This is a genomic window from Ramlibacter tataouinensis (assembly GCF_001580455.1).
Taxonomy (GTDB): domain Bacteria; phylum Pseudomonadota; class Gammaproteobacteria; order Burkholderiales; family Burkholderiaceae_C; genus Ramlibacter; species Ramlibacter tataouinensis_B.
In genome coordinates this window covers 3512846-3536163 of record NZ_CP010951.1, presented here as the reverse complement: position 1 = coordinate 3536163, position 23318 = coordinate 3512846, and the positions used below count along the sequence as shown (strand labels likewise).

At 70.7% G+C, this 23318-nt stretch carries 11 protein-coding genes; 5 read left to right on the top strand and 6 right to left on the bottom strand.

The features are described 5' to 3' along the window. Window positions 1–47: 47 nt before the first annotated feature. The 5 genes from UC35_RS16400 (at window position 48) to UC35_RS16380 (ending at window position 15251) form a co-directional block, all read left to right on the top strand. Window positions 48–299, top strand: coding sequence for a hypothetical protein (locus UC35_RS16400; RefSeq protein WP_061501557.1), 252 nt, complete (start codon window positions 48–50; stop codon window positions 297–299). Continuing rightward, window positions 286–981, top strand: coding sequence for a 4'-phosphopantetheinyl transferase family protein (locus tag UC35_RS16395; protein ID WP_145979507.1), 696 nt, complete (start codon window positions 286–288; stop codon window positions 979–981). Before UC35_RS16400 ends, UC35_RS16395 begins: the two co-directional genes overlap by 14 nt. Before the next feature lie 63 nt (window positions 982–1044). Next, window positions 1045–5607, top strand: coding sequence for a MupA/Atu3671 family FMN-dependent luciferase-like monooxygenase (locus tag UC35_RS16390; RefSeq protein WP_061501553.1), 4563 nt, complete (start codon window positions 1045–1047; stop codon window positions 5605–5607). Window positions 5608–5616: 9 nt separating this feature from the next. Next, complete coding sequence (locus tag UC35_RS16385) at window positions 5617–11919, top strand: type I polyketide synthase (protein ID WP_082793316.1); 6303 nt, start codon at window positions 5617–5619, stop codon at window positions 11917–11919. Window positions 11920–11993: 74 nt separating this feature from the next. Further along, a complete protein-coding gene (locus UC35_RS16380; protein WP_061501549.1) occupies window positions 11994–15251 on the top strand; it encodes a carboxyl transferase domain-containing protein in 3258 nt (1085 codons plus the stop codon). A 7-nt stretch (window positions 15252–15258) separates the two neighbouring features. On the opposite strand, the gene kdpE is transcribed toward UC35_RS16380, so the two are convergent. The 6 genes from kdpE to kdpF form a co-directional block, all read right to left on the bottom strand. Then, window positions 15259–15966 (bottom strand): two-component system response regulator KdpE, encoded by a 708-nt coding sequence (kdpE, locus tag UC35_RS16375; RefSeq protein WP_061501547.1) that lies wholly within the window; start codon window positions 15964–15966, stop codon window positions 15259–15261. Beyond that, window positions 15963–18671, bottom strand: a complete 2709-nt coding sequence (locus UC35_RS16370) for a DUF4118 domain-containing protein (RefSeq protein ID WP_061501539.1) — start codon at window positions 18669–18671, stop codon at window positions 15963–15965. The genes kdpE and UC35_RS16370 overlap by 4 nt, the downstream gene beginning before the upstream one ends. Window positions 18672–18733: 62 nt before the next feature. Next, window positions 18734–19315 carry a potassium-transporting ATPase subunit KdpC gene (gene kdpC / locus UC35_RS16365; RefSeq protein ID WP_061501538.1) on the bottom strand — a complete coding sequence of 194 codons (582 nt, stop codon included), beginning with the start codon at window positions 19313–19315 and terminating at the stop codon, window positions 18734–18736. Between the two features lie 12 nt (window positions 19316–19327). After that, window positions 19328–21424, bottom strand: coding sequence for a potassium-transporting ATPase subunit KdpB (gene kdpB, locus UC35_RS16360; protein WP_061501536.1), 2097 nt, complete (start codon window positions 21422–21424; stop codon window positions 19328–19330). A gap of 9 nt (window positions 21425–21433) precedes the next feature. Further along, window positions 21434–23215 carry a potassium-transporting ATPase subunit KdpA gene (gene kdpA / locus UC35_RS16355; protein ID WP_061501534.1) on the bottom strand — a complete coding sequence of 594 codons (1782 nt, stop codon included), beginning with the start codon at window positions 23213–23215 and terminating at the stop codon, window positions 21434–21436. A 1-nt stretch (window position 23216) separates the two neighbouring features. Beyond that, window positions 23217–23315 carry a K(+)-transporting ATPase subunit F gene (gene kdpF / locus UC35_RS16350; RefSeq protein WP_061501532.1) on the bottom strand — a complete coding sequence of 33 codons (99 nt, stop codon included), beginning with the start codon at window positions 23313–23315 and terminating at the stop codon, window positions 23217–23219. Window positions 23316–23318 lie beyond the last annotated feature (3 nt).

Genomic DNA, 23318 nt, shown 5'->3' with positions numbered 1-23318 from the left:
GTTGGCGGCTGACGCAGTATTCACCAGCTTGCAGGAGGCAAACGGAAATGCAATCCAACATTGACCTGGATACCAAGGATGCGGCGGCGCTGTATGCGAACTCGATCGAGCGGGAACGTGCGGCACGACAGCAGATGGAGTCCTACCCGCCGGGCAGCCGGGAGCGCGCGCAAGCGTGCCAGGCATGGGCCGAAGCCATCGTTCGCACCAACCGCGCGTGGCGCTGCCTGAGCAACACCGAGCGGAGCCGGCCACCGGCCATGGGAGGGGAGTCGGAGCGCCCCCATGCCAGTGCCTGAAGTCCATGTCGCCTATGCCCGCACCGCCGACCTGTGTCCCGATGACTGGCTCGAACTGGCTGGCTGGCTGGACCCCGGCGAACTCGCGCGGGCGCATGGCTTTCGCGTCGAGGCCGACCGGCTGTCCTACGTTCTCGCGCATGCCTTGCTGCGGTCCCTGATCGCGGGCGTTTCGGGCCGCCCTCCTTCGTCCCTGCGGCTGACGCACGACGCCCAGGGCAAGCCTGGCGTTGCGGGTGAGCCGCGGCTGAATGTCAGCAATTCGCGCAGCCGGCAGGCAACTGCCTGTGCGCTCACGCTCGCCGGCCCGGTCGGCATTGACGTCGAGGCGATCGACATGCGCCGGGCCGACCCGGAACTGCTCGCCCCCTTCGTCGTATCTGCGCCGGGCGAGGCGCGCGGCTTCTTCGAATCATGGGCGCTGCTCGAGGCGTTCTGGAAAGCCTGGGGCACGGGGCTGGCGGAAGGCAACGCCCGGGTCGCCATCTCGCCCGGACCCCAGGGACGCTTCGACATCCGCACGGAAGACGGCCGCCGGAGCGCTGGCGGCTGGATCCTGCGGCCCTTCGACGACTGCGCCATGGCCCTCGTCATGGGCGGCGCCTTGCGCGATCCATTGCAACTGCGCCAGGCGCGCTGCAAATCGGCCATGGACATTAAGCAACTGAGCAGGGCGTCATAGATTGGACGACTGCTTCTTCGCATCTAGCATTGCGGCGTACCGCGTGGAAAGGCACTTTCGAAGATGAGCAGTACGAGTGCTGCATTCGTGGGCGACGGCAGCCTGCTGGTTCGCTGCCTGCAGGCCTGGCTGGAAGCGGGCCACACGGCGCGGCTGGTGGCCAGCGCGAACGACGAGGTTCTGGCGCATGCGAAAGCCGCCGGCATCGAGGCGGTGCGCATCGATCCGGATACGGCCATCCGGCTGCCGCCCGCCGAGTTCGACTATCTCTTCAGCGTTGCCAACCTGCGGATGATCGACCGTGACACCCTGGCGCGCGCGCGCCGGCTCGCGCTCAATTTCCACGATGGGCCGCTGCCGCGCTACGCAGGACTGAACGCGACGTCCTGGGCGCTGATGGCAGGCGAGTCCGCGCACGGCGTCACCTGGCACGAGATGACCGAGGTGCCCGACGCCGGCCGCATCGCCAGGCAGCTGGTGTTCCCGGTGCTGCCCGACGACACGGCATTGGGCCTGAATGCGCGCTGCTATGAAGCGGGACTGGCCAGCTTCGTCGAAATGGTGGGCGAACTGGCCCGTGGCGAACTCGCGCTGCGCGAACAGGCCGGAGGCCGCAGCTACTTCGCGCGCGACCAGCGGCCTGCTGCGCTGGGCACGCTCGACTTCCAGCGGCCGGCGCGGGAACTCGCGGCCATGGTGCGCGCGCTGGATTTCGGCGCCTATGCCAATCCGCTGGGCCGGGCCAAGGTCCGGCTGGGGGACCGGCTGCTGCTCGTTCGCAGCGCCAGCGTCCAGCCCGCCGTCTCGGCCGCGGCCGGAACCGTGATCGCCGCGACGCCGGATTCGCTGCAGGTCGCCACCGCCGAAGGCGCCATCGCACTGGAGGGCCTGTCCGAGATCGACGGCCGGGCGGTGCATGCGCTGCCGCAAGCGGGCGAGCGCTTGCCGGCGCTGGACGGGCGCGAGCGCGACCAGCTGGACGCCTGCGCGCCACGCGTCGCCCAGGGCGAACGCCACTGGCGCCGGGTGCTGTCCGCGCTGGCGCCGCTGGAACTGCCGCAGCCGCGCCAGCGCGCCGCTGCCACCGAAGCGCAGGCGCCGTCCCGCGCGCGCGTCGCCGGCGCGTTCGGCGCCGGCACGCTCGCCGGCTTCGCTGCCTGGCTGTCGGCCATCACCGGACAGGAGCAGGTCTCGCTGCTGTATTGCGACGAGGGCCTGACGCGGCAGGCGGCCGACCTGGAACCCTGGTTGCAGCCCTGGGTCGTCTTGAACCTGTCGTCCGGCGCTTCCGATGCCACGGCGCGGCTGGCCTCGGCGGCGCAGGCGCAGCTCGAAGCGGCGCGCCGCGCCGGCCCCTGCCCGCGCGACCTGCCCCTGCGCCTGGGCGACAGGCATCCGCCGCTGGCCGGCGTTCGCGTCGGTTTGGCGGCCGATCCGGGCATCGCACCGGCGGCTGGACTCGAGTTGGTGCTGGCGGCCTCGCGCCCAGGCGGCCTTGAACTCGTGGCGCCCGGAGCCGCGTTCGACGAGGGCACGCTGGGCCAGATGGCGGTGCAGCTGGGCAGCTGGCTGGCGGCCTTCGATGCAGGCGCCGAAGCGCTGTCCGCGCTGCCATTGCTGCCCGACGACGATGCGAAGCTGCTGGCCGCGCTCAATGCCACGCAGGCGCCCGAGGCAGAACAAGTCGGCGTGCACCAGGCGATCGCCGCCCAGGCCGCCCGCACGCCGGAGGCGATCGCGCTGCGCTGCCAGGGCGAGGCCTTGTCGTATCGCAGCCTGGACGAGCGCGCCACCGCGCTGGCGATGCGGCTGGCCGGCCGCGGCGTTCGCCGCGGCGACATCGTAGGCCTGTGCCTGGAGCGCTCACCGGAACTGGTGGTCAGCCTGCTGGCCGTGATGAAGGCCGGTGCGGCCTACCTGCCGCTGGACCCCGAGTATCCGGCCGAGCGCATCGCGTTCATGGTCCAGGACTCGGGCACCCGGTTCGTGGTCACCACCTCGGAGCTGGCGCGCAGCGTCCCGATCGCCGCGGACCGCGCCTTGCTGCTCGATGCGCCCGGCGGCGACGGCGCTGCAGGCAAGGGGAGTGCCGCCCTGCCGGACTTCGATCCCGACGGCGCCGCCTACGTGATCTACACCTCCGGCTCCACCGGCAAGCCCAAGGGCGTGGTGGTGACGCATCGCAACGTGATGAACTTCTTCGCGGGCATGGACCCGCGCATCGCGCACGAGCCGCCGGGACGCTGGCTGGCCGTCACCAGCCTGTCCTTCGACATCTCCGTGCTCGAGCTGTGCTGGACGCTGGCGCGCGGCTTCACGGTGGTGCTGCATTCGAACCAGGCCCGGGCCGCCGCCGGCACGACGGAGTTCAGCCTGTTCTACTTTGCGAGCGACCACGAATCGAACGCCAGCGAGCGCTACCGGCTGCTGATGGAAGGCGCGAAGTACGCGGACCGTAACGGCTTCGCCGCCGTCTGGACGCCGGAGCGGCACTTCCATGCCTTCGGCGGCCTGTACCCGAATCCGGCCGTCACCAGCGCCGCGATCGCCGCGGCCACCACGCAGATCAAGATCCGTGCGGGCAGTTGCGTGCTGCCCCTGCACCACCCGATCCGCGTCGCCGAGGAGTGGGCCTTCGTCGACAACATCTCGCAGGGACGGGTGGGCGTGTCCTTCGCCGCCGGCTGGCAGCCCAACGACTTCGTCATCGCGCCGCAGGCCTTCGCCAATCGCAAGAACGAGATGCTGGCCAACATCGAGGTGGTGCGGCGGCTGTGGCGCGGCGAGCGCCTGCCCTTCCCCGGCCCCACCGGCAAGGATGTCGAAGTGCGCACGCTGCCGCGGCCGGTGCAGCCGGAACTGCCGGTGTGGCTGACGGTGGCGGGTAATCCCGAAACCTTCCGCCAGGCCGGCGAACTCGGCTGCCATGTGCTGACGCACCTGCTGGGCCAGACGGTGGAGGAGGTCGGGGACAAGCTGAAGCTCTATCGCATGGCCTGGCACCAGGCGGGCCATGCCGGCCGGCCGCAGGTCACGCTGATGCTGCACACCTTCGTCGGCGATGACGAGGACGCCGTGCGCGAGACGGTGCGCCAGCCCATGAAGAACTACCTGCGCAGCGCCATGGACCTGGTGCGGCAGGCGGCGTGGACCTTCCCCACCTTCGTGCAGCGCAGCGCCAAGGACGGCAAGAGCCCAGTCGAGATCATGGAGTCGGCGCCGCTGTCGGAAGAAGAAATGGACGCGCTGCTGGAGCATGCGTTCAACCGCTACTACGGCACCAGCGCCCTCTTCGGAACGCGCGAGCGCTGCCTGGCCATGGTGGCGAAATTGCGCGACATCGGCGTGGACGAGGTTTCCTGTCTGGTCGATTTCGGCATTGCCACCCAGACGGTGCTCGATCACCTCGCGCAGCTGAAGGACCTGATGGAAGCGGCGCGCAGCCTCGTGCCCGCGGCGCAGCAGGTATCGATTCCGGAAACGATCGCGGCCGAGGGCGTCACGCACCTGCAGTGCACGCCTTCGATGGCCTCGATGCTGGTGGCCGATGCCGCCGGCCGGTCCGCGCTGTCGCGGCTTTCCGCGCTGATGGTGGGCGGCGAAGCCCTGCCTTTGACCCTGGCGCGCCAGCTGCGCGAGCTGGTGCCGGGACAGCTTCTCAACATGTACGGGCCGACCGAGACCACGATCTGGTCCAGCACCTGCGAGCTGCGCGAGGTGGGCGGTTTCGTGCCGCTGGGGCAGCCGATCGCCAACACCCGCCTGTCGCTGCGCACCCCCTGGGGCATGGAATGCCCGGCGCTGGTGCCGGGCGAGCTCTGGATCGGCGGCGCCGGCGTGGCGCGCGAGTACCTGGCGCGGCCCGAGCTGAGCGCGCAGCGCTTCGTCACCGACCCGCAGGGGCAGCGCTGGTACCGCACCGGCGACCTGGTGCGCCGGCACGGCGACGGCGCGCTGGAATTCCTCGGTCGCATCGACCACCAGGTGAAGATCCGGGGCCACCGCATCGAACTCGGCGAGATCGAAAGCCTGTTGCTGCGGCAAGCCGGCGTGAAGGACGCCGTCGCCATCGCGCGCGAGGATGCGGCCGGCGAAAAGCGCCTGCTGGCCTACGTCACGCTGCAGCCGGGCGCGAATCCGCAGCCGGAGTCGCTGCGCGGCGCGCTGGCGCGCGAGCTGCCGGACATCATGGTGCCGGCTGCGGTGCTGGTGTTGCCGGCCCTGCCCATGACGCCCAACGGCAAGGTCGACCGCCGCGCCCTGCCGGAACCGCAAGCGGCCGCAGCGCGCGCCGCCATCTCGGCGCCGCAGTCGGAGCTCGAAGTGACCATTGCCGCGATCTGGCAGGACGTGCTGGGCCTGCCGCAGGTGGGCACCGGCGACAACTTCTTCGACCTGGGCGGCCATTCGCTGCTGGTGGTGCAGGTGCAAAGGCGATTGCGCGAGGCCTGCGGACGCGAAGTGTCGATCACCGACATGTTCCGCTTGCCCACCATCAAGTCGCTGGCGGCGCACCTGGGCGGCCACGCGCCTGCCGCGAGCGCGGTCGGGGACGGATTGGCACGGGCGCAGGCAAGGCGCATGATGCGCTCGCGCGCGGGAACCGGCACCCAACCCTCCCTTTGAGGCGCAGTGATGACGAGCACGCCGATGAATGTGGAGCCCGGCAGTGTGGCCATCGTCGGAATGGCCGGGCACTTCCCGTCCGCGCGATCCACCGCCGAGCTGTGGCGGCTGCTGCAGGGCGGCCTGGAAGCCACGCAGTGGCCCGGTGACGACGAACTGCGCGCCGCCGGCGTGAGCGACGCCGAGCTGGCGGACCCGAACTACATCCGCGCCGCGCTGGTGCTGCCGGACATGGAGATGTTCGACGCGGAATTCTTCGGCTTCTCCAAGCGCGACGCTGGCGTGCTCGATCCGCAGCACCGCCACTTCCTCGAATGCGCCTGGGAGGCGCTGGAGGACGCGGGCCACATGCCCGAGCGCTTCGACGGCGCCATCGGCGTATTCGGGGGCTGCGGCATGCAGGCCTACTTCACCTACAACCTGCTGAGCAATCCGCAGCTGGTGAAGTCCATGGGCCTGTTCCTGCTGCGGCACACCGGCAACGACAAGGACTTCCTGTGCTCGCGGGTGTCCTATCTGCTCAATTTGAAAGGCCCCAGCGTGTCGGTGCAAACCGCCTGCTCCACCTCGCTGGTGGCGGTGCACATGGCGGCGCAGAGCCTGCTGTCCGGCGAATGCGACATGGCGCTGGCGGGCGGCGCGAGCATCGAGCTGCCGCACCGCCAGGGCTACCGCTTCGCGGAAGGCGAAATCCTGTCGCCCGACGGCCACTGCCGGGCCTTCGACGATGGCGCCGCCGGCACCATCTTCGGCAGCGGCACGGCCATCGTCGTGCTGCGGCGGCTGGAGGATGCGCTGCGCGACGGCGACAACATCTACGCGGTGATCCGCGGCTCGGCGGTCAACAACGACGGCTCGCAAAAGGCCGGCTACCTCGCGCCCAGCGTCGATGGCCAGGCCAGCGCCGCGGCCGAAGCACTCGCCGTGGCGGGCGTGGCGCCGGGCAGCGTGAGCTACATCGAGGCGCACGGCACCGGCACGGCCGTGGGCGACCCGATCGAAGTGGCGGCGCTCACGCAGGCCTATGGCGAGGGCGGCACCGGCTTTTGCGGCATCGGTTCGATCAAGACCAACATCGGCCACCTGGACACCGCCGCCGGCACGGCCTCGCTGATCAAGGTGGCGCTGGGGTTGCGCCATGGCCTGATCCCGGCCTCGCTGAACTTCACGCGGCCGAACAGCCGCATCGAGATGGACAAGACGCCCTTCCGGGTGGTGGCCCAGGCCCGGCCCTGGCCGCGCGGCCCCGCGCCGCGACGGGCCGCGGTCAACTCCCTCGGTGTGGGCGGCACCAATGCGCACGCCATCGTCGAGGAAGCGCCGCTGCTGGCCGCCGACGAAGCGCCGCTGGACAGTCCCCAGGTCTTGACCTTCTCGGCGCGCAGCGCGGCGGCACTGGACCGGCTCAAGGCGAAGTGGGTGGAGTTCCTGGCCGAGCCGCCGGCGGACTTCAGTCTCGCCGATGCGGCGCACACCTTGCAGATCGGGCGGCGCGCCTTCGAGCACCGCTGCGCCGTCGTCGCGTCCGATGCCGGCCAGTTGCGCGCGGTGCTGCAGGCCAGGAACCACGCCCACAGTGTCACCTCCAAGGCTGGGGCGAATGCGCCGGGCGTGGTCCTGATGTTCCCCGGCGGCGGCGCACACTATCCGGGCGCGGGCCGCGAGCTGCTGACGCAGCCGGCTTTCCGCGAGGCGGTCGAGGAATGCCTGGCGCAGCTGCCACCCGATGCGCCGGCCGGCCTGCGCAGCGTGATGTTCGAACGCGACGCGCAGGATGCCGAAGCGCAGCGCCTGCTGCAGCGCCCCGGCATCGCGATCCCGGCCCTGTTCGTGCTCGAGTACGCGATCGCCCGGCTCTGGGCCAGCTGGGGCGTGCGGCCCGCCGCCGTGATCGGCCACAGCGCCGGCGAGTATGTGGCGGCCTGCCTGGCCGGCGTGATGTCGCTGCCCGACGCGCTGGCCATCGTGGTGCTGCGCGGCCAGCTGTTCGAAGCCGCGCCGGCGGGCGCGATGCTGTCGGTCGACCTGCCGGAAGCCGAGTTGCGCGCGCTCGGGCAGGGCGTGGAGCTCGACATCGCGGCCATCAACGCGCCCGACCTGTGCATCGCCTCCGGCGCGCTGGAGTCCATCGCCGCCCTCGAGGAACGCCTGAAGCAGCGCGGCCTGGAAGGCCGCCGCCTGCACATCGACGTGGCGGCGCACTCGCGCCTGCTCGACGGCGTGCTGGAGCGCTTCCGCGACCGCGTCAGCCGCATGCAGTTCAACCCGCCGGCGATCCCGTTCATCTCCAACGTGACCGGCGACTGGGCCGACGAATCGCTGATCCGCGATCCCGGCTACTGGGTGCGGCACCTGCGCCAGCCGGTGCGTTTCGCCGATGGGCTGGCGCGCCTGCGCGAGTTGCCCGACGCGGTGCTGGTGGAGGCCGGCCCGGGCCAGGGCCTGTGCGCGCTCGCCCGGCAGAACCAGCTCGGCGCGCAGCGCCTGATCGTGCCCTCGACCTGCAAGGCGCAGGAGCCCAATGCCGACCTGGCCCTCATGATGACCTCGGCCGGCGCGCTGTGGACGCGCGGCGTCACGCCGGATTGGGCGGCCCTGCGCGGGCCGGGGCGGCGGCTGCGCATCTCGCTGCCGACCTACCCCTTCGAGCGGCAGCGGCATTGGGTCGAGCCCGGCATTCGCGCCGTGGAAAGCCCCGCCGCCGCGGCCGCGCCGCGCAAGCCCGCAGTCGAACGCCTGCCGTCCCTGGATGACTGGTTCCGGGTGCCGCAATGGACCGCCTCGCCGTTGGCCCCGGCGCCCTCGCCTGCCGGCGGGCAGTGGCTGGTGTTCGGCAACCGCGCGCGGCTCACCGCCGACGTGCTGGCCCAGGCGCAGGCCGCTGGCGCGCGCGTGACGCTGGTGCGTGCCGCTCACGGGTTCGCCCGCACGGCCGACGGCGCCTTCACCATCGTCGCCGACGACGCGCAGCACTACCTGCGACTGCTGCGCGAACTGCAGGACAGCGGCTTCGCGCCCGATCGCATCGTGCATCTGTGGGCGCTGGACACGATACCCGGCGCGGGCTCGCCGCAAACCGACGACCGCACGCTGGCCTTCGCCAGCCTGGTCCATGTCGCGCAGGCCCTGCAGCACCTGGACGTGGACCGGCCGATCCACCTCACGGCGGTCACCGCCGGCACCTTCGCCGTGCAGGGCGAGGCTGTGCCGCATGCGGAGCGCGCGCTCGCGCTGGGACCCTGCCGCGTGATCCCGCGGGAACTGCCCAACGTCAGCGCCCGCCTGATCGAACTGGCGCAGTCGGACGTCTCTTCGGGCGAGGCCGCGCGCGTCATCGTGCTCGAAGCCGCCGCGCCGGAGGGACCGGACCTGGTGGCCTATCGCGACGGCCAGCGCTTCATGCAGCAGCTCGCCAAGGCCGGCCCGGGCCCCGCGCGCGCGACGCTGCGCGAGGGCGGCGTCTACCTGATCACCGGCGGCTTCGGCGACATCGCGCTCGAACTGGCGGCCTGGCTCGCCAGGACCAGGAAGGCGCGGCTGGCGCTGGTCGGCCGCCGGGCGCTGCCGCCCAAGGCCAACTGGCGCGCGCTGGCGGCCAGCGGCGACCACTCGGCCGAGGTGCGGCTGGTGCGTCGCCTGCTGGCGCTGGAGGAGCACGGCGCGCAGGTGCTCGCCTTCCGCGCCGACGCCGGAGACCGCCAGGCGATGGCGCGGGTCGTCAGCGAATGCCGCGCGCTGTTCGGCACCATCCACGGTGTGTTCCATGCCGCGGGCATCCTCGACGATGCGCCGATCGCCGCCAAGACGCCGGAAAGCATGCTGCGCATGCTGGGCGCCAAGGCGGGCAGCGCCCAGGTGCTGCATGAGCTGCTGCCTCCCGGCGACCTCGATGTGTTCGCAGTGTTCTCTTCCACCAGCGTGCTGCTGGGCACAGCGGGGCAGGTCGACTACGTGGCCGCCAACGCCTTCCTCGAATCGCTGGCCGCGTCGCGCGACGACGGCCTGGCGATCCGCTGGGGCATCTGGGGCGACCGCGGCATGGCGGCGCGCGCCTACGGCGGGCATCCGCTCGCGCAGGCCTTGCCCGCGGGCGCGCACCCCCTGCTGGGCGAGCAGGTCGACAACGACAACGGCGCCGCCTTCGAAGCCACCTACGACAGCCAGGCGCTGTGGGTGCTGGGCGAGCACCGCGTCGGCGGCCGCAGCGTGCTGCCGGGCACGGCGTACATCGAGATCGCGCGCGCCGCGATGATGGCGCTGCACCCGGGCGCGGCCATCGAGATCCGGTCGCTCTCGTACGAGGAAGCGATGGTGTTCGACGCCGGCGCCGCGCGCCGCGTCCGCACCGAACTGCGCCGCAACGGGGCTGGCTACGACTTCACCGTACGCAGCCGCGGGGCGAGCGACAAGCAATGGCTCGAACATGCGCATGCTGGCACCAGCCTGTTCCTGGGCAGCCTGCCGGCGCGGGCGACGGCGCCCGCCGGCGGCTGGCAAACGGGCACCATCCCGCAGGAGCGCCTGGTCGCCTTCGGCGAACGCTGGCGCAACATCGTTCGCATGCAGCTGGGCACGGCGACGGCGGTCGCGCAGTTCGAGTTGCCCGAGCGCTTCCGGGACGACCTCGCAAGTTACCCGGCACACCCGGCGCTGACCGACATGGCCGCCACCTTCGGACTGCACCTGCTGGACCCGGCCCACCGCGACGGGCAGGTCTTCGTGCCGCTGTCGATCGATCGCATCCGCCTGATCGGGCCGTTGCCGGCCGCGCTGACCAGCCATGTCCAGTTGCGCGAAGGCGCGGGGTCGCGGCTGGCGACTTTCGACGTTGCGCTGTGCACGGCTAGCGGGCAAACGCTGGCCGAAATGGAAGGTTTCTCGCTGCGCGGCGTGCAGGCCGGGGCGATGGCCCAGGCATCGCACGCGCGCGAGCCCGGCCTGGCCGAGCAGATGCTCGCCGCCGGCATTCGCGGCGAGGATGCGCACGAACTGTTCGACCGCATCTTCAGCCGCGGGGCACGCGAACTCGTGGTGTCCTCGATCGACCTGGCGCAAATCCAGCGCGCCATGGCCGCTGCTTCGCCAAAGCCAGCGCCGCGCGCGGCGCGCGCGGATGCGCAGGCGCCGGCCGCCGGGCTCAACCCGGTCGAGAACATGCTGGCCGAGGTCTGGCGCGAGTTGCTGGGGGTGGAGGAAATCGCCGCCGACGACGACTTCTTCGCGCTCGGCGGTCATTCGCTGGCCGCGGTGCGCCTGTTCGCCCGCATCCGCAAGCAATATGGCGTGGACCTGCCCCTGGCGACGCTGTTCCAGGCGCCCACCCTGGGCGCGCTGGCCAGCCTGGTCGCGCAGCAGGCGGGCCTTTCGCTGGACGGCCCGGCCGCGGAAGAAGAAGCGCCGAAGAAGTCGAACGTCATCTCCATGGGGACCCGCGGCTGGTCGCCCCTGGTGACCATCTGCCGTGGCAGCGCCAACCGCGTGCCGCTGTTCTGCGTGCACGGCGCAGGCGGCAATGTGCTGAACTTCAAGGTCATTTCCGACCGCATCGGCGCCGAGCAGCCGTTCTATGGATTGCAGGCGCAGGGCGTGGACGGCCGGCTGGCGCCCCTGGGTTCCATTGAGGAGATGGCCGCGCAGTACCTGGAGGCGCTGCGCGCGACGCATCCGCATGGCCCGTACCAGCTGGCCGGCTATTCGGCCGGCGGCGTGATCGCGCTGGCCATGGCCGAACAGCTCAAGCGCGAGGGCGAGCAGGTTCCGCTGCTGGCGATGATCGACACGCTGTCGCCGGAAGCGGCGCGCCGGAAGCTGACGGTCCTGGACAAGCTCTGGCTGTTGCGGCTGTGGAGCCTGGAATACGCGATCCAGTGGCCGGCGCGCCGCCGCCAGTCCCGGATCGACGACGGCAAGTACGCGCTCGCGCTGCAGCGGCTGGCGCGCGGCGAGCCGCTGCCGCCCGAACTGCTGGAGTCGCACCTGTTCCACAACTTCGTCGATGCCCAGTCGCGCTACGCGCCGCCGAGCTACGAGGGCGACATCGTGCTGTTCAAGGCGAGCCGGGCCGACAACATCTACCTGGCGGCCGGGCCCGCCCTCGGTTGGGACGAGCACGTGCGCGGCCAGATCCGCATCCGGACGGTCACCGGTTCGCACCTGACCGTGATGTCGGAGCCGGGCGTGAGCCAGCTGATCGACGGCCTGCGCGTCGAATTGGGACTGGCCGAGCCGGGGCCCGAGAGCCCGCAGACCACGGTCATGGGCGCCCTGGCTGCAGCGGCCAAGGCGATCACGGGGCACCCGGCCCGTCCCTGAGGCGCGGACCCCGTCCGCCAGCGCGTCGCGCCGGGGACGGCGCGGGTACGGCCTGTTCTGATGAAATAGGGCTCATGTTCAAGAAGATCCTGATCGCGAATCGAGGAGAGGTCGCCCTGCGGATCCTGCGCGCCGTCGACGACCTCGGCGCGGCGAGTGTCGCGGTGTACGCGCAGGACGACGCGGGCCTGCCTCACCTGGCACTGACGGGCGAGGCCGTGGCCCTGGACGCGGCCGGGCCTGCGGCCTATCTCGCGATGGCGGCGCTGATCGACATCGCCAGGCGTACCGGATGCGACGCGATCCATCCGGGCTACGGGTTCCTCAGCGAGCGCGCCGACTTCGCGCAAGCCTGCACGGACGCCGGCATCGCCTTCATCGGGCCGACAGCTCCGCAGCTGGCCTTGTTCGGCGACAAGGCCCGGGCTCGCGCGCTGGCCGTCGAATGCGGCGTGCCGGTACTGCCCGCCAGCAACGGCCCAGTCACGCTGGCTGAGGCGAGCGAATTCTTCGCCGCCCACGCCGCGGCGGGCGTGATGATCAAGGCGCTGGGCGGCGGCGGCGGGCGCGGCATGCGCGCGGTCACCGAGGCCGGCCAGCTGCCGGAGGCCTACGCGCGCTGCGCCTCGGAGGCGCAGTCATTTGGCGTGCCCGGCGTGTACGTCGAGCGCCTGATGCGCCAGGCGCGGCACGTCGAAGTTCAGGTGATCGGTGACGGGCAGGAGCTCATGAGCCTGGGCGAGCGCGAATGCTCGCTGCAGCGTCGCTTCCAGAAGCTGGTGGAAATTGCGCCCAGCCCCAGCCTGGCGGGCGCCGTGCGCGGGCAGCTCGCGGAGGCCGCGCTCGAGATGGCACGCGCGGTGCAATACCGCAGCCTGGGCACCTTCGAGTTCCTCGTCGATGAAGAGGCGGCGGACCTGCCCTTCGCCTTCATCGAGGCCAACCCCCGGCTGCAGGTCGAACACACCGTCACCGAGGCGGTGATGGGCCTGGACCTGGTACAGCTGCAGATTCGCATCGCGGCGGGTGAGACGCTGCGCGACGCCGGGCTGGACCCGGCGCGGCCGCCGCAGCCACGAGGCTTTGCGATCCAGTGGCGCGTCAACGGCGAGACGGTCGACGCGCAAGGCGTGGCGCGCCCCTCGAGCGGCCGCCTGGAGCGCTTCGACCTCCCCAGCGGGCCCGGCGTGCGGGTGGACACCCACGGCGTCGCGGGCGCGGCACCGTCGCCGCACTACGACCCGTTGCTGGCCAAGCTGGTCGTGCACGCGCCCGGCCGCGTGTTCGCCGATGTCGTTCGCCGCTCGCGCCGGGCGCTGGCCGAGATGCGCATCGAAGGCCTGGCGACCAATCTTGCGCTGCTGCGTGCGATCGCCGCCCGGCCCGAGTTCGACAACCAGCAACTGCACACGCGCTTCATCGAGGAGCAGTTGCCCGCGCTGTTGGCGCAGGCGCAGCTGTACGGTGGCGCGCCTGCACCGGCCTCCGCGGCCGCCATCGCCGAAGTGGCACCCGGTCTCATCGCCGTGCGCGCGAGCATGCCGGCCCGGCTGGTCGAGCTCGATGCGGAGGTGGGCGAGGTCTTCGCGGCGGGCGAACAGGTCGCCGTGATCGAAGCGATGAAGATGGAGCACGTGCTTCACGCGCCGGCAGCGGGCCGGGTGATCGAAGTGCGCGCGCAGGCCGGCAGCTACCTGAGCGAGGGACAGCTGCTGGTGCTCATGGAGCCGGCCGACGCTGCGGCCGTGGCGGCGCAGCATCGCGAAGAGGCCGACCTCCACGCGATCCGGCCCGACTTGCAACGCGTCATCGAGCGCCATGCGTTCACGCTCGACGAACATCGGCCCGATGCGGTGGCCAAGCGCCACGCGCAGGGCGGCCGCACCGCACGCGAGAACATCGCCGGGCTGTGCGATGACGGCAGCTTCATCGAGTACGGGGCGCTCGCCATCGCCGCGCAGACGCGCCGCCGGGCGATGCAGGACCTGATCGAAAGAACACCGGCCGACGGACTGGTCAGCGGCATCGGCACCGTGAACGCCGCCGACTTCGGCCCCGAGAAGTCGCGCTGCGTGGTCCTGGCCTACGACTACACCGTGCTGGCGGGCACCCAGGGCATGCGCAACCACCACAAGAAGGACCGCATGCTGGGCCTGGCGCACGAGCTCCGGTTGCCGGTAGTGCTGTTCGCCGAAGGCGGCGGCGGGCGCCCCGGCGACGTCGACATGCCGGTGGTGGCGGGCCTGAACAACCACACCTTCAGCCAGTTCGCGGCGCTCTCGGGCAAGGTGCCGGTGGTGGGCGTGGTGCACGGCCGCTGCTTCGCCGGCAACGCCGCACTGCTGGGCTGCGCCGACGCGATCATCGCGACCGAAGCCAGCAACATCGGCATGAGCGGGCCCGCGATGATCGAGGGCGGCGGCCTCGGCAGCTTCGCGCCCGAGCAGATCGGCCCAAGCGAGGTGCAGTCGCGCAACGGCGTGATCGACGTGCTGGTCAAGGACGAAGCCGAGGCGGTGCAGGTGGCAAAACGCTACCTCGGCTACTTCCAGGGGCCGCTGGCGCGCTGGGACTGCGCCGACCAGCGCCTGCTGCGCCATGCGGTGCCGGAGAACCGGCTGCGGGTGTACGACATGCGCCGCCTGCTGCACGCGCTGGCCGACTCGGGCTCGATGCTGGAGCTGCGTGCGGGCTTCGGCACCGGCATGATCACGGCCCTCGCCCGCATCGAGGGCCGCGCGGTGGGCGTGATCGCCAACAACCCGCGTCACCTGGGCGGCGCCATCGACGTGCACGCCGCCGACAAGGCCGCGCGCTTCATGCAGCTGTGCGACGCGCACGGCCTGCCGATCGTCTCGCTCACCGACACGCCCGGCTTCATGGTCGGCCCCGACATCGAGGCGCAGGCCCAGGTGCGGCATGTCTGCCGCATGTTCGTGGTCGCCGCGCAGCTGTCGGTGCCCTTCTTCGCGGTGGTCACGCGCAAGGGCTATGGCCTGGGCGCGCAGGCCATGACCGCGGGCGGCTTCGACGCGCCGGTGTTCACCGTCTCCTGGCCCACCGGCGAGTTCGGCGCCATGGGGCTGGAGGGTGCGGTGAAGCTGGGTTTCCGCAAGGAGCTGGAGGCCACCGCGCCCGGCGCCGAACGCGACGCGCTGTTCCAGAAGCTGGTGGCGCAGCAGTACGAGAACGGGCAGGCGATGAACATGGCCGCGACGCTGGAGATCGACGCGGTGATCGACCCGGCCGACACGCGCGCCTGGCTGGTGCGGGGACTGGATTCGGCGGCGCGCAAGCCCTTCGGCAGCGGCCGCTTCATCGACACCTGGTAGGGCTCGCTCAGGAGGGTGCGACCATGAGCCGGTAGCCCACCGCGGTTTCCGTCAGCAGGTGCCGCGGCTGGGCCGGGTCATCTTCGAGCTTCTGCCGCAGGTGCCCCATGTAGATGCGCACGTAGTGGTTCTGCTCCGCATGCGCGGGGCCCCACACTTCACGCAGCAGTTGCCGGTGCGTGAGCACGCGGCCCGCGTTGGCGATCAGCACCGAGAGCAGCCGGTATTCGATCGGCGTCAGGTGCACCTGCGCGCCGTCCCGCTTGACCACCCGCGCGCCCTGGTCCACTTCGACATTGCCGAAACGAAACACGGCGTCGCGCGCCTCTTCGGCGCCGGCACCGCGCGGCCGGCGCAGGTTGGCGCGCACGCGCGCCAGCAACTCACCCACGCCGAAAGGCTTGGTGAGGTAGTCGTCGGCGCCGGCATCGAGCGCAGCCACCTTGTCGGTCTCGCTGGTACGGGCGGACAGCACGACGATGGGCACCGAGGACCAGCCTCGCACATCGCGGATGAGGTCCATGCCATCGCCGTCGGGCAAGCCCAGGTCGAGCACGATCAGGTCGGGCTTGCGCGTGCCGGCCTCGATCAGGCCGCGCTTTTCGGTTTCGGCCTCGTGCACCTGCCAGCCCTCACCTTCCAGCGCGGCACGCACGAAGCGGCGGATCTGCGGCTCGTCCTCGACGATGAGTGCGACGGGCGCCGGTGCGTTCATGCGGCAGGCGGCAACTGCGGTGGCGGCCGGCGCGGCAGCCGCACCGTGAATTCGGCGCCGCCTCCTGGGGCATTGGCGGCGCTGATGCGGCCGTGATGGGCTTCCACCACCGCCTTGCAGATGGCCAGCCCGAGTCCCACGCCCGGCGTGCTCGATTCCGGAAGGCCGCGTGTGAATTTCTCGAACAGCATCTGTTCCTTTCCGCGCAGCGCCGGCGGCAGGCCGGGGCCATGATCGCGCACCGTGAGCACCAGCTCGTCTTCGTGCGCAGAGGCATGCAGCTCGATCGGCGGCGCGCCGTGCTTGGCCGCATTTTCCAGCAGGTTGGCCAGGACCCGTTCGATCAGGGTGGCATCGAACTCCACCAGCGGCAGGCCGGCCGGCACGTCCACCGTGACCGCCCGCCCCTGAAGCAGCGGGGCGACGCTGCGCAGCGCAGCGCCCGCGACCTCCTCCACCGACTGCCATTCCATGCGCAGGTCGACGCGCCCGCTTTGCAGCCTGGCCATCTCCAGCAGGTTGTTGACCAGGGTGGCCAGCTCGCGCGCCTGGTCGATCAGCAGCTGGGCTGAGTCGGCCTGCGCGGAAGAAAGGGGCGGCTGCGAATGACGCAGTGAGTCGGCCAGCCCCAGCAGTGCCGTGAGCGGTGTGCGGATGTCGTGCGAGATGGACGCCAGCAGCGCGTTGCGCAGGCGCTCCGATTCCATGTCCACCACGGCCTTCTGCGCGATGTCGACGTAGTGCACGCGCTCCAGGGCGATCGCGATCTGCCGAGCCAGCGTCTCCAGGTGCTGGCGCTGCTCGGGAATGAGCAGCCAGCGCGCCTGCCCGGGCTGCAGCGCCAGCACGCCGCGCACCCGCATGGGCGCGCGCAGGGGCACGTAGTGCCAGCTGTGGGCCGCCAGCGTGCTGGTCGCCAACCCAGCCGGCTGCGCGTTGCGGAAGGCCCAGTCGGCGACGCTGGCATCGAAGCCCGGTGGCGGGCTGGCAGGCAGCACCAGCTCGTCGCGGTCGTCGGTCACCAGCACGACAGCCTCGCCGCCGAAATGCGCGCGCACCGAGGACCTGCCGATGTCGGCCACCTGCGCTGCGAGCAAGGCGCCCGAGAGTTCGCGGGTCAGTTCGAACAGCGACTGTGCCCGGCGCTCACGGCTCTCCGAAATGCGCGCCTGGAAGCGCAGGCCCGCCGTGAGCTGCCCGGTGAGCAGGCCCACGCCCAGCATCACTGCGAAGGTGATGAGGTACTGCACGTCCGACACGGCCAGCGAGAAGCGGGGCGGCACGAAAAAGATGTCGAAGGTCGCCACGTTGAGGACGGCCGCCAGCGCCGCCGGGCCGCGGCCGAAGCGCAGCGCCACCCCCACGGTCCCCAGCAAGTACAGCATCACGATGTTCGCCAGGTCCAGCAGGTCGTGCAGCGGCGCCGCGGCCAGCGTCAGCGCCACGCTGCTGGCCACCGCCCACAGGTAGCGCGGCCAGCGCTCGTACCAGGCGGAGTGCTCCTCCTCGTCGGCCGACGTCTGGACCACGCGCGCCAGCCGGCGCGCGCTCTCGGTGCGGCCGACCTCCACCACGTCCAGCGCCGGCGCCAGTTGGGCGAGCCGTTGCGTCATGCCGGGTCGCAGCCAGCGCCGCCCCGGGCGCGAACGGCCGATGACCAGCATGGCGCAGTTCATCTTCTGCGCATGGGCGACCAGTGCGGCGGCGGGATCGTTGCCGACCAGCACCGCCGTGGTCGCGCCCAGTTCCTGCGCCAGCTTGAGCACCGCCAGCACCCGGTCGCGCGCCGCCTCGTCGAGCCGGCGCAGCTGCTCGGTCTCGACATAGGCGGCGTGCCAGCGCACGTTCAGCTGGCCGGCCAGCCGGGCCGCCGTGCGCACCCCCTGCTCTGCGCCCTCGAACGGCCCGACGCAAGCCAGGATGGCGCTGCCGGTGTTCCACACCGGCGTGATCGACTGCTCCACCCGGTAGCTGCGAACGTCGTCCTCGACGTGCTCGGCGGTGCGGCGCAGCGCGATTTCGCGCAGCGCGATCAGGTTGCCCTTGCGGAAGAAGTTGCGCGCCGCGCGATCGGCCTGCTGCGGGATGTAGACCTTGCCCGCGCGCAGCCGGTTGATGAGTTCATCCGGGGTGACGTCCACCAGCACGATTTCATCCGCCCCGTCCAGCACGGTGTCGGGCACCGTCTCGTGCACACGGATGCCCGTGATCGCCCCCACCGTGTCGTTCAGGCTTTCCAGGTGCTGGACGTTCATCGTGGACCAGACATCGATGCCCGCATCCAGCAACTCCTGCACGTCCTGCCATCGCTTGGGGTGACGGGAGCCGGGCACGTTGGAGTGCGCGAGCTCGTCCACCAGAAGCACCCGAGGCTTGCGCGCCAGCGCCGCGTCGATGTCGAACTCCGACAGCTTGCGCCCGCGATAGTCGGTTTCCTTGCGCGCCAGCCGCGGCAGCCCTTCGAGCAGCTGCTCGGTTTCCGCGCGGCCGTGCGTTTCGACCAGGCCCACGAGCACATCCACGCCCGCTTCCTGCTCGCGCCGGGCCGCGCCCAGCATCGCGAAGGTCTTGCCCACGCCGGCGCTGGCGCCGAAATAGATCCGCAGCCGCCCCCGGCTCGCACGCGCCGCTTCCCCGCGCAACTGCTCCAGCAGCTGGTCGGGATCAGGCCGCTGGTCAGCGCGCTGGTCGGAAGCGATCGCCATTCGTACAGCTTACCCTCAGATGCTCTCAGACCGCGTGGGAAATGGCAGCGGCCTGCAATCGCTCATTGCAGCGCGTCGAGCGCCAGGTTCAGGCGCAGCACATTGACCACCGGTTCGCCGACCAGCGGCAGCCAGGGTTGCTCGATGTGCTGGTCCACCAGGCCCGCGACTTTCTCCGGCGGCAGCCCGCGTGCGCGCGCGACGCGCGCCACCTGATAGCGTGCGGCGGCGGGGCTGATGTGCGGGTCCAGGCCGCTGGCAGAGGCCGTCACCAGGTCCGCCGGCACCGGCGCCGTGTTGCCCGGGTCGGCGGCGCGCAGGGCCTCCACGCGAGCCTTGACGGCTTCGACCAGCGCGGGGTTCAGGGGCCCCTGGTTCGAGCCGCCGGAGGCGCTCGCGTTGTAGGGCATCGGGCTGGTGGCCGAGGGGCGGCCCCAGAAGTGCTTCGGGTCGGTGAAGTTCTGTCCGATCAGTTCCGAGCCGACGGGCTTGCCGTCCTTCACGATCAGGCTGCCGGATGCCTGCTGCGGAAAGAGCGCGCGCGCCCCGAAGGCCACCAGCGCCGGATAGATGCCGCCCACCAGGATCGTCAGCACGGCCAGCATGACCAGCGTGGGGCGGAGGATGGATTCCTTGTCGTTCATGAAGTAGCTCCTTTACGCCAGGCCGATGCCGGCCAGCACGAGGTCAATCAGCTTGATGCCGGCGAAGGGGACGATCAGGCCGCCGACGCCGTAGATCAGCAGATTGCGGCGCAGCAGTGCCGCCGCGCCAATGGGCCGGTAGCGCACGCCTTGCAGCGCCAGCGGGATCAGGAAGACGATGATCAGCGCATTGAAAATGACCGCCGACAGGATGGCGGACTGGGGGCTGGCCAGCCCCATCACGTTGAGCGCAGCCAGCTGCGGATAGCTGGTGACGAAGATCGCGGGGATGATGGCGAAGTACTTCGCCACGTCATTGGCGATCGAGAAGGTGGTGAGCGAGCCGCGCGTCATCAGCAGCGCCTTGCCGGTTTCCACCACCTCCAGCAGCTTGGTCGGATCCGAATCCAGGTCGACCATGTTGCCGGCTTCCTTGGCTGCCTGCGTGCCGCTGTTCATCACCACGGCGACATCGGCCTGGGCCAGGGCCGGCGCGTCGTTGGTGCCGTCGCCGGTCATGGCGATGAGGCGCCCTTCGCGCTGGTACTCGCGAATCAGCTTGAGCTTCGCCTCCGGCGTCGCCTCGGCCAGGAAGTCGTCCACGCCGGCCTCGGCGGCGATCGCGGCGGCCGTGAGCTTGTTGTCGCCCGTGATCATGATGGTCTTGATGCCCATGCGGCTCAGCTGGGCGAAGCGCTCGCGGATCCCGCTCTTGACGATGTCCTTCAGTTCGATCACGCCAAGCACCTTGCCGCCTTCGGACACCACCAGCGGCGTGCTGCCGCGCCGCGCCACCTCGTCGGCGGTGCGCATGACCTCCGGAGGCACCTGGCCGCCGAGCCCGTGCACATGGTTGCGGATCGCGTCGGACGCGCCCTTGCGCAGCGGCATGTCGTCGCCCGGCTCGAACTCCGGCACATCGGCGCCGCTCATGCGGCTGTGTGCGCTGAAGGCGACGAAGCGCGCGCCTTCCAGCGGCCGGTCATCCACGCGCATGCGGCGCGCCAGTTCGACGATGCTGCGGCCCTCGGGCGTGTCGTCGGCCAGGGACGCGAGCAGCGCCACGCGCGCCAGGTGCTCCGGCGACACGCCCGGGGCGGCCAGGAAGGCCGAGGCCTGCCGGTTGCCGTGCGTGATGGTGCCGGTCTTGTCCAGCAGCATCACGTCGACATCGCCCGCAGCCTCGACGGCGCGGCCGGAGGTGGCGATGACGTTGGCCTGCATCATGCGACTCATGCCGGCCACCCCCACCGCCGACAACAGGCCGCCGATGGTGGTGGGAATCAAGCACACCAGTAACGCCACCAGCGCGGTGATGGTCACCACCTGGCCGGCACCTGCCGCCTGCACGCTGAAGATCGAATACGGCAGCAGGGTCGCCGTCACGATCAGGAACACGATCGTCAACGCGATCAGCAGGATGTTCAGCGCGATCTCGTTCGGCGTCCTCTGGCGCTTGGCGCCCTCCACCATCCCGATCATGCGGTCCAGGAAGGATTCACCCGGGTTCACCGTGATGCGCACGACCAGCCAGTCCGACAGCACGCGGGTGCCGCCGGTGACCGATGAGAAGTCGCCGCCGCCCTCGCGCACCACCGGCGCCGACTCGCCGGTGATGGCGCTCTCGTCCACCGACGCCACGCCCTCGATGACCTCGCCGTCCAGCGGGATGATGTCATGCGGCTCCACCAGCACCACGTCGCCGCGCTGAAGTTCCTCGCCCTTGTGCGGCAGCCAGGTGGCGCCGTGGTAAGGGCCCTTGTGCTCGTGCGAGTACTTCTTGGCCCACGCGCTCTTCTTGATGCCGCGCAGGGATGCGGCCTGGGCCTTGCTGCGGCCCTCGGCCATGGCCTCGGCGAAATTGGCGAACAGCACGGTGAACCACAGCCAGACCGCCACTGCCAGGATGAAACGTGCCGGTGCTTCGCCGGCGCCACGCAGGGCCTCGATGCCCAGCAGGGTCGTGACGATGCTGCCGATGTAGACCACGAACATCACGGGGTTGCGCCACTGCACGGCGGGGTGCAGCTTCCTGAAGGCTGCCGCCAGCGCGGGCTTGACCAGTCCCGGGTCCATCAGGCGCAGGATCTTGCGTTCATGTTTGCTCATGGTTTCCTCCTACTTTCCGCCCCACAGCACCAGGTGCTCCACCACGGGTCCGAGCGCCAGTGCCGGCACGTAGTTCAGCAGCCCCACCAGCAGCACGGTGCCGATCAGCAGAACCACGAACAGCGGCCCATGCGTGGGCATGGTTCCGGCGGTCACGGGCAGCCGCTGCTTGGCGGCGAGCGAACCGGCGATCGCGAGCACCGGCACGATCACGCCGAAGCGTCCCAGCCACACCGCGAGGCCCAGCATCGTGTTGTAGAAGGGCGTGTTCGCCGACAGGCCGGCGAAGGCACTGCCGTTGTTGTTGGCCGCCGACGTGAAGGCGTACAGGATCTCCGAGAAGCCGTGCGCACCGGGGTTGGCAATGCCGGACTTGCCCGGCGCCACCACCACCGCCAGGGCGGTGCCGAGGAGCACCACGATGGGCGTGACCAGGATCGCCACCGAGGTCAGCTTCATCTCGTAGGACTCGATCTTCTTGCCCAGGTACTCGGGCGTTCGGCCGATCATCAGCCCGGCGATGAACACGGCGAGGATGGCGAAGATCAGCATGCCGTACAGGCCGGAGCCGACACCGCCGAACACCACTTCGCCCAGTTGCATCAGCACCAGCGGCACCAGCCCGCCCAGCGGCGTGAAGGAGTCGTGCATCGCGTTGACCGCGCCGCAGGAGGCCGCCGTGGTGATGGCGGCGAACAGGGCCGACACCACCGGACCGAAGCGCACTTCCTTGCCTTCCATGTTGGCCGCTTGCGGATCGATGCCGAGCGGCGTCAGCAGCGGGTTGCCCGCCTGCTCCGCGGGAATCGCGATCAGCACCGCGGCGATGAACAGCACCGTCATGGCCGCGAACACCGCCCAGCCCTGGCGCACGTCGCCCACCGCGCGGCCGAAGGTGAAGCACAGGCCGGCCGGGATCGCGAAGATCGCGAGCATCTGCACCAGGTTGACCCAGCCGTTGGGGTTCTCGTACGGATGGGCGGAATTGGCGTTGAAGAAGCCGCCGCCGTTGGTGCCCAGCATCTTGATCGCGACCTGCGAAGCCACCGGCCCCATCGCCAGCGTCTGGGTGGCGGTCTTCGCGTCCTCCATCACGGGCTGGCCGCTCGCATCCTTCAGCGGCTGGCCGTCGGGGCCGTTCTTCGGCTGCTGGTAGGCGGTGACTTCCAGCGCCTGCACTTCTTTGTAGCCGTCGAAGTTCTGGATCATCCCTTGCGCCACGAAGAACAGCGCGACCACGAAGGACAAGGGCACCAGCAGCCAGGCCGTGATGCGGGTCATGTCGGCCCAGAAGTTGCCCACCCCTTCGGCCGAGCGCAAGGCGAAGCCGCGGATCAGTGCAAAGGCCACGGCGACACCGGTGGCGGCGGAGAAGAAGTTCTGCCCCGCCAGCGCCACCATCTGCGTCAGGTAGCTCATGGTCGCCTCGCCGCCGTAGCCCTGCCAGTTGGTGTTGGTGACGAAGCTGAGGGCAGTGTTGAAGGACGAATCCGGGGAAACGGCCGCCATGCCCGCCGGGTTGAGCGGCAGCACGGCCTGCAGCCGCTGGAGGCCGTACACCAGCAGCGCGCCCAGCGCATTGAAGGCCAGCAGAGCGATGGCGTAGCGTGTCCAGGGCATGGAGCGCTGCGGATCGACGCCGGCCCAGCGATACAGCGGCGCTTCGATCCGGCGCATCCAGGCGGGATGGCGCCCCTCCAGCAGTGCGGCCATGTAACGGCCCAGCGGCCAGGCGGCCGCCAGCATCAGTACCAGAAAAAGGGCCAACAGGCCCCAGGCGTACAGGCTCATCTCAGAACTCCTCCGCGCGGATCAGCGCGTACACCAGGTACGCCAGCAGGGCGAGCCCGCAGAAGGCGCCGAAGCCGTAGATCACGGCGGGCGCGATCATGGC